The following is a 12,281-nucleotide window of genomic DNA, read 5'->3' as shown; positions in this document are numbered from 1 at the left end:
TTGTGGGGTATGCGCCACCTGCCAGGCAAATCAACCCATTTGCCGACGCTCTGTCGCCAAGGCCCTGCGGGGAGGATCGCTCGGGTATAATGCCCGGCTTTTGTTACCAGCTTAATTGCCGGCACCGCCATAAGCGATGCGTTTGGCAATAGCCGCTTACGCATTTTGGCGTGAAGCAGGCGAGATTTTCATCCAGCCTGTGGCAAGGATGGTTCAGCGATTTTTGGAGTTTTTATGCTCGAACAGGCTCAACGCGTTCTGAAAGACATCTTCGGCTACGACAGTTTCCGTGGTCGCCAGGGTGCAATCATCGAACGCGTGGCCAATGGCGGCGATGCCCTGGTGCTGATGCCCACCGGTGGCGGCAAATCCTTGTGCTTCCAGGTCCCCGGCCTGTTGCGTGAAGGCCTGGCCGTGGTGGTCTCGCCGCTGATCGCGTTGATGGACGACCAGGTCGCCACCCTGGATGAACTGGGCGTGGCGGCCGCCTCGCTGAACTCCACCCTGAGCGCCGAGCAGCAGCGCGATCTGGCCGGGCGGCTGCGCCGCGGTGAAGTCAAAATGTTGTACCTGGCCCCCGAGCGCCTGGTGCAGCCGCGCATGCTGGAATTTTTGCGCACCCTGGACATTGCCTTGTTTGCCATCGATGAAGCCCACTGTGTGTCCCAGTGGGGCCACGACTTCCGTCCGGAATACCTGCAACTGGGGCAGTTGGCCGAGCAGTTCCCCGATGTGCCGCGCATTGCCCTGACCGCCACTGCCGACAAACGCACCCGCGAAGAAATCGTCGAGCGCCTGCATTTGCAGAACGCCGAGCGTTTTCTGTCGAGCTTCGACCGGCCGAACATCTTCTACCGCATCGTGCCCAAGGAGCAGCCGCGCAAGCAGTTGCTGGCGTTCCTGGCGCAGCGCCGCAGCGATGCCGGGATTGTTTATTGCCTGTCGCGCAAAAAAGTCGACGAAGTGGCAGCGTTCCTCTGCGAGCAGGGCTTTCCGGCCTTGCCTTACCACGCCGGCCTTGCCGCGGACACCCGCGCCGCCAACCAGAAGCGCTTTCTCAATGAGGAAGGCCTGATCATGGTGGCGACCATCGCCTTCGGCATGGGCATCGACAAACCCAACGTGCGCTTCGTGGCCCACCTGGACTTGCCCAAGTCGCTGGAAGCCTACTACCAGGAAACTGGCCGGGCCGGTCGTGATGGCTTGCCAGCCGATGCCTGGATGGCCTACGGCCTGCAAGACATGGTCATGCTCAAGCAGATGCTGCAAAACTCCGAAGGCGACGAGCGTCACAAGCGTCTGGAGCATCACAAGCTCGATGCCATGCTCGCCCTTTGCGAAGAAACCCGCTGCCGCCGCCAGACCCTGCTGGCCTATTTCGACGAAGACATGCCGCAACCGTGCGGCCATTGCGATAACTGCGTCGATGGCGTGCAAACCTGGGACGCCACCGAGTCGGCGCGCCAGGCGCTTTCGGCGATCTTTCGCACCGGGCAGCGCTACGGTGTTGGCCACCTGGTGGACGTGCTGCTGGGTAAGGAAAACGACAAGGTTCGCAGTTTTGGCCATGAACGGCTGTCGGTGTTCGGCGTTGGCAAAAGCCGCAGCGAGGGCGAATGGCGCTCGTTGTTCCGCCAGCTGGTGGCGCGCGGCCTGGTCGATATCGACCTTGAAGGCTACGGCGGCCTGCGCCTGAGCGACACCTGCCGGCCCCTGCTGCGTGGTGAAGTCACCCTGGAGCTGCGCCGCGATCTGAAGCCGCAAACGTCCACCAAGAGCAGCGGTGCAAGCCCTGCCAGCCAACTGGTGCGTGGCGAGGAGCGCGAGCAATGGGAAGCCTTGCGCGCCTTGCGTCGCAAGCTGGCCGAAGAACACGCGGTACCGCCGTATGTCATCTTCCCCGATTCCACCCTGCTGGAAATGCTCCGCAGCCAGCCCACGTCCATGGCCGAGATGGGCCGGGTCAGCGGCGTCGGGGCACGCAAGCTGGAGCGCTACGGCAAGGCCTTCCTTGAAGTGCTGGGCGGTGAAAGCGATGCGCCGAAAGTGGTCGCCGACCTCAAGCACGAATTGATCAGCCTGGCGCGTGCCGGCATGACCCCGGTGCAAATCGCCGGCCAGCTGCAGTGCAGCGAGAAAAACGTCTACAGCCTGCTGGCCGAAGCCATTGGCCGCCAGGAGCTGTCGCTGGAACAGGCGCTGGACCTGCCCGAAAATTTGCTCGGTGAAGTCCAGGATGCCTTCCTCGATGGTGAAGGCGAGCTTCCACCGGTGTCGGCGGTGGCCGCGCAGTTTGCCGGGCGCGTGTCCGAAGGCGTGTTGTACTGCGTTCGGGCAGCCTTGCAGTCGGAGTTCGAAAGCTGACTAACCTGTTGTAATCATTCCGGTCGATTGCCCAACAAAATCAAGCACCATGAGCCTTGCTTCGCAGCCTAGGGTCATGGTTAGCTGCCTAACAATTAGTTCCGACCTTTAATGATGATGAGTTTTTTATGCCGTTGACCGATCAACACCGTTTCGGGATGCAGATTGCCCAGATGTCCCGAGGCTGGCGCGCCGAACTGGATCGCCGCCTGGCCGGGCTGGGGTTGTCCCAGGCACGCTGGCTGGTGCTACTGCACCTGGCGCGATTCCAGGAAGCTCCGACCCAACGGGAACTGGCGCAGAGTGTTGGCGTCGAAGGTCCAACGCTTGCGCGGTTGCTCGACAGTCTGGAAAACCAGGGGCTGGTGCGCCGACATGCGGTGGTCGAAGATCGCCGGGCCAAGAAAATTCAGCTCTGCCCGCCGGCCAAGCCCTTGATCGATCAGATCGAAACCATCGCCAATGCGCTGCGCGTCGAGTTGTTCGAGGGCGTCGATGAAGACGATTTGCGTGTCTGCATGCGTGTTCATGCGCAGATCCTGGCCAATCTTGAAAAATCCTGAAGTAGCGGTCGACGTGACGGCTGCGTAGTCAAGGAATGCAGATGCCGAAAGGGACGCGGGCAGTGGAGCAGGGCGAGGGCAGGGCAAAGGCAGCGGCAATCCTCTTCGCCCTGATGGCAATGGCGCATTCAGGCCTGACCAGTGCGCTGGGGCTGGGTGATATCACCTTGCGCTCCTACCTTAACCAGCCCTTCAGTGCCGACATCGAGCTACTCGATGCGACCGGGATGCAGGCCGATGAACTCAAGGCCAGCCTCGCCAGCGCGGAAGAATTCAGCCGCACCGGTGTCGATCGGCTGTTTTTCTTCAATGACTTGCGCTTTACCACCGTGATGCGCGGCACCCGCCCGGTCATTCACGTCACCTCCAGCAAGGCCGTAACAGAACCCTATTTGAGTTTCCTGGTGCAGCTGAACCGCCCCAACGGCCAGCAGCTGCGCGATTACACCGTGTTGCTGGATCCGCCGGGCACGGTCTCGCTGCCGCCGGAGCCTGCTCCTGCGGCGACTGCGCCTGAGTCTGCCATCGCTTCCAGCCGCACGGCACAGGCGCCTTCCGAGAAACCTGCCGCACCCGCCACGGGGGCAGCACTGCAAGCGTCGGCTGAGCAACTGGCAAATGCAATCCTGGCCAATCAGCGACTGCAAACCTCGCTGGACGAAGCGCAGGCCCGCATCAAGGACCTGGAAGTCGATGTCGCCGACAAGACCAGGCAAATCACCGCACTGGAAAACGAGCTCGCCAGCCTGAAAGCCGCCACTGCGGCCGAGGCTGCCCCTGCACCCGAACCGCAGCCGGCACCCGCCACGCCCGCGTCACCGCAAGCGGTTGCGCCAACAATCGAACAGCCCGTTGCCGAACAAACCGCTGAGGGCATCGCCTGGTGGCAATGGGGTGCCGTGGCGCTGCTGCTGGCGTTGTTGGCCGTGGCCTGGCGCGTGCGCCGCAAGCCTGAAGATGAAACAGACGAGTGGATAGAACCGCTCGCGCCTGAAAGTCCGCAAGCGCCGGCCAGTACTCTCACTGCCGCAGAATCCAGCGAAGCGTTACCCAGCGAGACACGCCGTGAGGCGGCCGCCAGCAGCGACCCGCTGGACGCCGCCAGCATCTATATTACCTATCGACGCTTCAACGAAGCGTTGGTGATTTTGCGTGAAGGGGTGGAAAAAGAGCCGGAGCGGACCGACCTGCGGTTCCGGATGCTTGAAGTGCTGGGCGAGCTGGGCGATGCCGAGCAGTACGAGCAGCAAGAGGCGATTCTGCTCGAGCAGGGTTTCAGCGCCCAGAAACTGCAGGACATCCGCGCCCGTTTCGCAAAACTGAGCACGCCCGATGTACTGTCAGCGGCCCCTGTCCTCGCCGCTCCGGTCATCACCACTCCAGTCGAAACCGATCAGGAGCCGGCAGCGGACTTTCAGCTCAACCTCAACGAGCTCTCCATGGCAACCGATTGGGACCTGATCAGCCCGTTCGACACCCCGACTCAAGGCAAGCCAGACGACACTCAGCCCAACAACGACCCGGTCGAGCCCCCGTTCGCCTCCAGCCCGACGGAACTCCCGCAGGCCCTGGAAATGGAAGACGGGCAGTTCCTCAGTGATTACACCGACGGCGACGAGGCCAGCCGCGAGGCTGCGCAGTTTTTCCGCGCCCGGCTCTAGAAGCTCTGGCCCAGGTTCAGGTACACGGCTTTTTCGTTGGCGTCGTTGATGCCGTAGGTGAAGTTCAGCGGGCCCAGCGGCGTGTCGAAGCCCAGGAAGACACTGGCGGCATTGATGTAGCCGCTGTCGAATTCATTGTCGTTGTTCCACGCTCGCCCGCGTTCCAGTGAGGCGCCGCCATACAGCGGAAAGTCCAGCGGCAGGTAGGAACGTGGGGTCAGGCGGCGGTAATAGATGGCGCGCATCAGGTTGATGTTCTGGCCACTCACCGAATCCTGCCGGAATCCGGACAGCTGGCGGGCACCACCGAGCAGGAAGCTGGAAGTCACCACCTCAGCGTCATCCAGCGTGCGGCCATAGAGGCCACCCAGCACCCAGGTGTTCGGCCCGTGGCTCAATACCTTGTCGAGCTTGAACTCCCATTGCCGATAACGCTGGTCCGAACCCAGGCCAGGCTCGTATTGGCGCACCGTCAGACCGATGTCTTCACCGTCGTGGGGGAAGTAGACGTTATCGAGGGTGTCGAACGAGTATTTGGCCTCCAGGAAGCCTTCGCTGAAACTCAGGCTGGGCAGGTCGGCGTCACCGATACGTACGTCGGCCCGCCCCCAGGCTTGGCCGACCCCGAAGCGAAGTTCGCCGTTGTTGGCAATCTGACGGCCCAGGTTGAGCCCGAAGCCGTAACGCTCCAGCCGGTATTCGGCGATGGGGTCGTTATCGAGCGTTGCTTCGACGTTCTGCGCTTGCGCCTTCAGGTATGGCGCGACAAAGAAGCGCGAGCCGGTATCCAGCGGCTGGTAGAACTCGCTGTAGAGTTCCTGCTGGTCGCCGATCTGCACCCTGCTCAGCCATTCACCGCCGAGCTTGTTGATGCCGTTGACCCGGTAGCTGGCGCCCAGGTTGAAGGCGCTGTCGCCGCGCAGGTCATCGGAGAGGTTCAGCCCCAATCGCAGGTAATCGGTACCGCTGCGCCGGCCCCGGGCGTTGATCACCAGGGTGTTGTCCGGGCCTTTGTGTACGACCCGGTACTGCACGCGCTCGAAGTAATCCAGGCCATAGAGCGTGCCCATGTCGGTCTGCAGGCGCCCCATGTCCAGCCGCTCGCCCACGGGCTGGCGGATGTAGTACCGGATCACGTCATCACTGACTTTCGAATCGTTCTCCACCTTGATGGCGGTGATCACCGGCGTGCGCTGGTTGGGTGAGCGGGCGTCGCTCAATTGCGTGTCGTTGCTGTCGACAGCGCGCAACGCGCCAAGGCGGGTGTCGAGAATGCGGGTGGCGCGGTAACCCGCATCGATCATCTCTTTGGCACGGCCGAAATCAGTCACGCCAAAACTCGCCAGTGGCGGCTGAATCAAAATGTCGTCACCGCTCAGGGCTGCCAGCTGCTCTTCGGAATTGCGGCGGGTCATCAGGGTAATCGACTGGTTGAGCACGTCGACCACAGTGGCCAGCTGTTTGCGCGATTGCAGCGGTGTACCGATATCAACCACGATCGCCACATCCACGCCCATTTCCCGCGCTACATCCAGGGGAATGTTATCGACCATCCCGCCATCGACCAGCAGCCGTCCATCCAGCTCGACCGGCGCGAACACCGCCGGGATCGACATGCTGGCGCGAATCACCCGCGGTAAGTGCCCACTGCTGAACACGACTTTTTCACCGCTGGCGATGTCGGTGGCCACGGCGCGAAAGGGGATCGGCAGCTTGTCGAAGTCACGAGTGTCGCTGGTATGGGCCAGCAGGCTTTCCAGCATCAATGCCAGGTTTTGCCCCTGAATCACGCCCAAGGGCAGGCCCAGGCTGCCATCGTCGCGAAAGCTCAGGCGTTGCTTGACCAGAAAATCGTAGTCATCCTGCTTGCGCCGGAAAGGGATATCCTTGCGCGGCGGTGAGTCGGACAATGCCTGTTGCCAATCGATGGCCAGCGCCAGCTTTTCCAGCTCATCGATCTTGTAGCCCGAGGCGTAAAGCCCGCCGATGACGGCGCCCATGCTGGTGCCGGCAATCGCATCGATCTTCACCCCTTGCTCTTCCAGCGCCTTGAGCACACCAATATGCGCAAGCCCGCGGGCGGCGCCGCCGGACAGCACCAGCCCGACCTTGGGTCGGGCACTTTCGACAGCCTGCAGGCTTATTGAAAAAAGGACGAAAAAAAGGGCAAGAAGCAGGCGGGTCATCATGACTCTCGGGGCAAGCGCTAAAGCCCGGTAGTATAAGTCGTCTTTCTCAGTAATCCGTCAGGAGTCGGCCCGTCATGAGCGCCAGCAAACCGGAAATTGTCATCACCTATTGCACGCAGTGTCAGTGGCTGTTGCGGGCCGCCTGGCTGGCGCAGGAATTGTTGAGCACCTTCAGCGACGATCTGGCGCGAGTCGCCCTGGAGCCGGCCACCGGCGGCAACTTCCGCATTACCTGTGACGGCGTGCAAATCTGGGAGCGCAAGGCCGACGGCGGCTTCCCGGAGGCCAAGGTGCTCAAGCAACGGGTGCGCGACCAGATCGATCCGCAGCGGGACCTGGGGCATAACGACCGTCCTTGATGCGTGGTAGGAGCCGAGCTTGCTCGCGATACAGGCGACACGGTGTATCAGATACACCGCGGTGATGCCATCGCAGGCAAGCCTGGCTCCTACAGAGATTTGGCCGGGCCTGTCATCGTGTTGCCACGCCCTTGTCACAGTCGCTTCATTGCCCGCGGGCAAGCTCGGCTAAAGCCAAGTGCAGGAGCTGACTATGACCAGTGCTCACCTCGTCAAACCGACCCGCAAGCAGCGGGTCCGCACGCTGTGGATTTCGGATGTGCACCTGGGCACACGCGATTGCCAGGCCGAGCACCTGGCGCGCTTTCTCAAGCGCCATCATGCCGATCGTGTCTACCTGGTCGGCGATATCATCGATGGCTGGAAGCTGCGCGGTGGCATGTACTGGCCCCAGGCGCACAGCAATGTGATCCGCCGCTTGTTGACCATGAGCAAGCGCGGTACCGAAATCATTTATGTGACCGGCAATCACGATGAGTTTCTGCGCCGCTACTCGCGGCTGGTGCTGGGCAATATCCAGCTGGTCGATGAGGCCGAGCACCTGACGGCCGATGGGCGGCGGTTGCTGGTGGTGCATGGCGACCAGTTCGATGTCATCACCCGCTATCACCGCTGGCTGGCCTTTCTGGGCGACTCGGCCTACGAATTCACTCTCACCCTCAATCGCTGGCTCAACCACTGGCGTGCGCGGTATGGCTATGGCTACTGGTCGCTGTCGGCCTACCTCAAGCACAAGGTGAAAACGGCGGTGAATTTCATCAGCGATTTCGAGGAGGCCATCGCCCACGAATGCGTCAAGCGCGGGTTTGACGGGGTGGTGTGCGGGCATATCCATCACGCCGAGATTCGCCGGGTCGGTGCGGTGGAGTACCTCAACTGTGGGGACTGGGTCGAATCCTGCACGGCCTTGATCGAGCATTGGGACGGCCGTATCGAGCTGTATCGCCTGGCCGACGCCCAGGCCCGCGACGCCCTTGAGCAAAAAAACGCTGAAGGGGTCGCCCAACCCAGCGTCTGATCAGGCCTGGCTGCTGACCTTTTCCAGCGCCGCCTTGTACAGCGAGTGGCGTGGTTTGGCGAATACCCGCTGCATCAGCGGCTCGAAAAAGCTCAGCGGCAGATTTTCGTAGTCGGGGTCGAATGAGGCCGCGTCATATAGCGCACAAAAATCGATGGTTTGCTGGTACTGCGGGTGATCCCGGAATTGCTCGCGCAGGTGCCGATCCATGCCCAGATGATGGAAGAAATAGTAGCCCTGAAAGATTCCGTGTTTTTCGACCATCCAGAGGTTTTCCGGACTGACGAAGGGCTTGAGAATGGCGGCGGCGATGTCCGGGTGGTTGTAGCTGCCCAGCGTGTCGCCGATATCGTGGAGCAGGGCACAGACCACGTATTCCTCATCACGACCGTCGCGCCAGGCGCGGGTAGCCGTTTGCAACGAATGGCACAGACGGTCGACGAGGAAGCCGCCAAAGTCGCCATCGAGCAAGCGCAGGTGCGCCAGGATCCTTGCCGGTAGCTGCTGCGCAAAAGCGGAAAAATCCGCTGCAATGATTGCCCAGTCCTGCTCGGTGCCATTGTCCATATGGCTGAAACCGGCGCGCACGTTCATCGGCATCTCCTAATGTTTTAGGGCTTTCAGTCAAATGTGTCTGACGTGATACGTGGAGCCTGATTTGAGTCTAGAGTGAGGAGCAGCACATGCCACTGACAATAGATGCCACTTTAGTATCCTTGGGAGATTGGCTGCGACTGCGGCCCCCCGTTGAAAAAGACTCCGGGCCATGACCGAACGAACGACTTCTGCAAGCTGGGCGATGGGGATTGTCAAAGCGCTGGAACTCGAGGGCCTGGATTGCCGGGCCATGTTCAAGCAGCTGGGGCTGGATTTTTCTGCGCTGGAAGACCCTGACGCGCGTTTCACCCAGGACTCGATGACGCGGCTATGGCAACTGGCCGTGGAGCTGTCCGGCAACCCGGCGATTGGCCTGAACATGGCCCGGCTGGTACGGCCAGCCTCTTTGCATGTGGTCGGTTATGCCTTGATGTCGAGCCGTACCCTGGCCGAAGGCTTCGAGCGCCTGGTGCGGTTTCAGCGCATCATTTCCGAAAGCGCCGACTTGAGCTTTCGGCTGTTACCCGAAGGGTATGCGTTGATTCTGACGGTGCACGGCGATCATCTGCCGCCCACCCGGCAAAGTGCCGAGGCCTCGCTGGCCTGCGCGTTGGCGTTGTGCAGCTGGTTGACCGGGCGAGTGATTCAGCCGCGACGGGTGCTGGTGCAGGGCGAGCAGCCGGCCGATGTTGAACCTTACAAACAGGCTTTTCATGCCCCGCTGGTGTTCAGCGCGCCCTACGATGCGCTGATTTTCGAACCTGCCGACATGGAAACACCCCTGCCCACCGCCAACGAAGCCATGGCGGTGCTGCATGATCGATTTGCCGGGGAGTACCTGGCGCGCTTTGCCGAAGGCCGTGTGACCCACAAGGCCCGGCAGGTGCTGTGCCGGCTATTGCCTCAAGGCGAGCCCAGGCGCGAGACCATCGCCCAGGCCCTGCATTTGTCCCAGCGCACGTTGCAACGGCGTTTGCAGGAAGAGGGCACCAGCTTTCAGACCCTGCTCGACGACACTCGCCGGGAGCTGGCTGAGCAGTACCTGGCGCAACCCAACATGACCTTGCTGGAAACCGCCTACCTGCTGGGGTTCGCCGACCCGAGCAATTTCTTCAGGGCCTTTCGCCGCTGGTTCGACAGCACCCCCAACGAGTACCGGATGCGCCGGGCGCTGGCGGGTGTCGAAGCCGATGTGGTGGCGGTGACAGAACTCAATGTCGCCAGAATGCCGGCATACAAAGCACAAATACCGTAATGATCTCCAGGCGCCCGAGCAGCATCCCCAGGGACAGAATCCATTTGGCGGCGTCCGGCAGGGTGGCGAAGTTGCCCGCCGGGCCAATGGTTTCGCCCAGCCCCGGGCCAACGCCGGACACGGTGCTGGCGGCGCCGGTCAGTGCCGTCATCCAGTCCACGCCCAGCAGCGACAGCGCCAGTGCGATTGCGCAGATGGTGATGGCAAAGAAAAACGAAAAGGTCAGGATCGAGCGCACGATGTCTTCGTCGAGGCGGTGACCGTTGTATTTCTGCTTGATCACCGCGCGCGGGTGGATCAGCTGGTTAAGGCTGGCCTTGAGCAGGATATAAGCAACCTGGAAACGGAAGATCTTGATACCGCCGGCGGTCGAGCCGGAGCAGCCGCCGACAAAACCCAGGTAGAAAAACAGCATCAGCGAAAAGTTGCCCCACAGGCTGTAGTCGCCCAGGGCGAAACCGGTGGTGGTGACCACCGAGGTCACGTTCAGGGCGACGTGGCGCAGGGCGTCCAGCCAGTGCAGCTCGGTGGTGGTCCAGTACCACATGCCGAGCACCAGCCAGGTCAGCAACAGCATGCCGATCAGGCCCTGGACCTGCTCGTCCTTGATCAAGGCCTTACGGTTGCCGCGCAAGGTCGACACATAAAGCGTGAAGGGCAGGCTGCCCATGATCATCACCACCACGGCAACCCAGTGCACCGCCGGCTGGGTCCATTTGGCCAGGGATTGGTCGGAGGTCGAGAAGCCGCCGGTGGAAATCGCCGACATGGCGTGGTTGATCGCATCGAAGACGCTCATCCCGGCCAGCCAAAAGGCCAGCCCGCCGAAGGCGGTAATGCCGACGTACACCAGCACGATGAACTTGGCCACCATGTGCGAACGCGGCATGACTTTTTCGGAACGGTCTGACGACTCGGTCTGGAACAGGCGCATGCCACCGATGCGCAGCAGCGGCAGGATCGCGACCGCCATGCCGATAAAGCCGATACCGCCCAGCCAGTGCAGCAGCGAGCGCCACATCAGGATGCCCGGCGACATGTTGTCCAGGCCGCTGAGCACGGTGGAACCGGTGGCGGTAATGCCCGACATGCTTTCAAAAAACGCGTCGGTATAGCTGATGCGCTGAGTCAGCAGAAATGGCAGGGCGGCGAAGATGCACACCACCACCCAGCTGCTGACGGTGAGCAGGTACATGTCGCGCGGGCGCAGGTGCACGTGCTCCGGGCGCCCGGGTAGCACCAGCGCAAGGCCGGCGATAAAGGTGATGAGGCTGGACCAGAGGAACGACGGCAGATCGCCGGTGCGGTCGAAGATCACCAGGGTCGCCATCGGCACAACCATGCTGATCGCCAGGGTAATCAGGAAGATGCCGATAATGAAACCGATGATGCGGAGGGTCGGCAACGCCATGAAGTCAGCCTGACACAAATGAGGAAGGGCGCCATTCTACCTATGGGCCTGGCCATGTAAACGCTAGAATAGCCGCACATTTCTTATCGAGGAGTAGCCGATGGAGGCGCTCGACGCTTTGCTCAACCGTGTTTCCGTGCCGCGTCTGGTGGAACCTGCGCCTACCCGGGAACAGTGCGAAATCCTCTTCAAGGCCGCCTTGCGGGCGCCTGACCATGGCCAGCTGCGGCCCTGGCGCTTCATTACCGTCGAAGGTGTGGCGCGTGATGAACTGGGCGAATTGCTGGCTGAAGCCGTCACCCTCAAGGGTGGCGACATCACCGAAGCTGCACTGGAAAAGGCCCGTGGCATGCCGTTGCGTGCACCCTTGGTGATTGTGGTGGTGGCGCGCTTGAAGGACCATTTCAAGGTGCCGAAGTCAGAACAACTGCTGGCCGCCGGCTGCGCGGCCCACGGTATTTTGCTGGCGGCGCATGCCCAGGGCATTGGTGCGGTATGGCGTACCGGCGAGCTGGTGTATACCGAGCATGTGGCCAAGGGGCTGGGGCTGGGAGCGGGCGAGGAAGTGATTGCCTTCCTGTACCTGGGCACGCCGCAGAAAGAACTGCGGCCGACGCCGGTGGTGGATGTGGCCGAGTTTGTCAGCGCCTGGAGTGCACCAGTCAGTCAATAAACCGCACGGGGCTGCTTTGCAGCCCATCGCGGCCAGGTCCGCTCCTACAAGAGCACCGCGATCCGATAATGAAATGGCTACCCCCGCCGCCCCCTGTGCTAGCCCACTAAGCTTCCACAGGGGGCTCATCGGAGATTATTGCCATGAACGAAGCAGCTATCGCCGCCATCGATCTGGGAAAACACTCTTTT

10 protein-coding genes are annotated in these 12,281 nt (G+C 61.8%); 7 read left to right on the top strand and 3 right to left on the bottom strand.

Annotated elements, in window-relative coordinates; translation table 11 throughout:
* Window positions 1-234: 234 nt before the first annotated feature.
* The 3 genes from recQ to GUY40_RS23220 all read left to right on the top strand — a co-directional run bounded on the left by recQ (window position 235) and on the right by GUY40_RS23220 (window position 4,588).
* Window positions 235-2,364, top strand: coding sequence for a DNA helicase RecQ (gene recQ / locus GUY40_RS23230; RefSeq protein ID WP_166571249.1), 2,130 nt, complete (start codon window positions 235-237; stop codon window positions 2,362-2,364).
* A gap of 128 nt (window positions 2,365-2,492) precedes the next feature.
* Window positions 2,493-2,927, top strand: a complete 435-nt coding sequence (locus GUY40_RS23225) for a MarR family transcriptional regulator (RefSeq protein WP_166571248.1) — start codon at window positions 2,493-2,495, stop codon at window positions 2,925-2,927.
* Window positions 2,928-2,968: 41 nt separating this feature from the next.
* Window positions 2,969-4,588 carry a FimV family protein gene (locus tag GUY40_RS23220; protein ID WP_166571247.1) on the top strand — a complete coding sequence of 540 codons (1,620 nt, stop codon included), beginning with the start codon at window positions 2,969-2,971 and terminating at the stop codon, window positions 4,586-4,588.
* Here the strand turns inward: GUY40_RS23220 and GUY40_RS23215 are convergent.
* Window positions 4,585-6,774: a patatin-like phospholipase family protein gene (locus tag GUY40_RS23215; protein ID WP_166571272.1), complete on the bottom strand. Its 2,190-nt coding sequence runs from the start codon at window positions 6,772-6,774 to the stop codon at window positions 4,585-4,587. The genes GUY40_RS23220 and GUY40_RS23215 overlap by 4 nt on opposite strands.
* 77 nt (window positions 6,775-6,851) lie before the next feature.
* Between GUY40_RS23215 and GUY40_RS23210 the strand changes: the two genes are divergently transcribed.
* Together GUY40_RS23210 and GUY40_RS23205 are read left to right on the top strand one after the other, a co-directional pair.
* On the top strand, window positions 6,852-7,136 hold the full coding sequence (locus tag GUY40_RS23210; RefSeq protein WP_166571246.1) for a SelT/SelW/SelH family protein: 285 nt from the start codon (window positions 6,852-6,854) through the stop codon (window positions 7,134-7,136).
* A gap of 193 nt (window positions 7,137-7,329) precedes the next feature.
* Window positions 7,330-8,154 (top strand): UDP-2,3-diacylglucosamine diphosphatase, encoded by an 825-nt coding sequence (locus GUY40_RS23205; RefSeq protein ID WP_166571245.1) that lies wholly within the window; start codon window positions 7,330-7,332, stop codon window positions 8,152-8,154.
* Here GUY40_RS23205 and GUY40_RS23200 read toward each other — a convergent pair whose 3' ends face one another.
* A complete protein-coding gene (locus tag GUY40_RS23200; RefSeq protein WP_166571244.1) occupies window positions 8,155-8,748 on the bottom strand; it encodes an HD domain-containing protein in 594 nt (197 codons plus the stop codon).
* Window positions 8,749-8,920: 172 nt separating this feature from the next.
* Here GUY40_RS23200 and GUY40_RS23195 point away from each other — a divergent pair, with 172 nt between their 5' ends.
* Window positions 8,921-10,006 carry an AraC family transcriptional regulator gene (locus GUY40_RS23195; protein ID WP_166571243.1) on the top strand — a complete coding sequence of 362 codons (1,086 nt, stop codon included), beginning with the start codon at window positions 8,921-8,923 and terminating at the stop codon, window positions 10,004-10,006.
* Here the strand turns inward: GUY40_RS23195 and GUY40_RS23190 are convergent.
* Window positions 9,963-11,417, bottom strand: coding sequence for a TrkH family potassium uptake protein (locus GUY40_RS23190; protein ID WP_166571242.1), 1,455 nt, complete (start codon window positions 11,415-11,417; stop codon window positions 9,963-9,965). The two genes, GUY40_RS23195 and GUY40_RS23190, sit on opposite strands and share 44 nt — an antisense overlap.
* 100 nt (window positions 11,418-11,517) lie before the next feature.
* On the opposite strand from GUY40_RS23190, the gene GUY40_RS23185 reads away from it, so the two are divergent.
* Entirely contained in the window at window positions 11,518-12,090 is a 573-nt protein-coding gene (locus GUY40_RS23185) for a nitroreductase family protein (RefSeq protein ID WP_166571241.1), read from the top strand.
* Window positions 12,091-12,281: the final 191 nt, after the last annotated feature.

The sequence above is a fragment of the Pseudomonas sp. R5(2019) genome, from assembly GCF_009905435.1.
In the GTDB taxonomy this organism is placed as follows: domain Bacteria; phylum Pseudomonadota; class Gammaproteobacteria; order Pseudomonadales; family Pseudomonadaceae; genus Aquipseudomonas.
This window is presented reverse-complemented; position numbering and strand designations above follow the sequence as displayed.

Bases quoted from the DNA above. Each gene is read 5' to 3' on its own strand.
- GUY40_RS23195 (WP_166571243.1), top strand. From the start codon at position 8,921: ATGACCGAACGAACGACTTCTGCAAGCTGGGCGATGGGGATTGTCAAA.
- GUY40_RS23210 (WP_166571246.1), top strand. From the start codon at position 6,852: ATGAGCGCCAGCAAACCGGAAATTGTCATCACCTATTGCACGCAGTGT.
- GUY40_RS23205 (WP_166571245.1), top strand. From the start codon at position 7,330: ATGACCAGTGCTCACCTCGTCAAACCGACCCGCAAGCAGCGGGTCCGC.
- GUY40_RS23215 (WP_166571272.1), bottom strand. From the start codon at position 6,774: ATGACCCGCCTGCTTCTTGCCCTTTTTTTCGTCCTTTTTTCAATAAGC.
- GUY40_RS23225 (WP_166571248.1), top strand. From the start codon at position 2,493: ATGCCGTTGACCGATCAACACCGTTTCGGGATGCAGATTGCCCAGATG.
- GUY40_RS23220 (WP_166571247.1), top strand. From the start codon at position 2,969: ATGCCGAAAGGGACGCGGGCAGTGGAGCAGGGCGAGGGCAGGGCAAAG.
- GUY40_RS23190 (WP_166571242.1), bottom strand. From the start codon at position 11,417: ATGGCGTTGCCGACCCTCCGCATCATCGGTTTCATTATCGGCATCTTC.
- recQ (WP_166571249.1), top strand. From the start codon at position 235: ATGCTCGAACAGGCTCAACGCGTTCTGAAAGACATCTTCGGCTACGAC.
- GUY40_RS23200 (WP_166571244.1), bottom strand. From the start codon at position 8,748: ATGAACGTGCGCGCCGGTTTCAGCCATATGGACAATGGCACCGAGCAG.
- GUY40_RS23185 (WP_166571241.1), top strand. From the start codon at position 11,518: ATGGAGGCGCTCGACGCTTTGCTCAACCGTGTTTCCGTGCCGCGTCTG.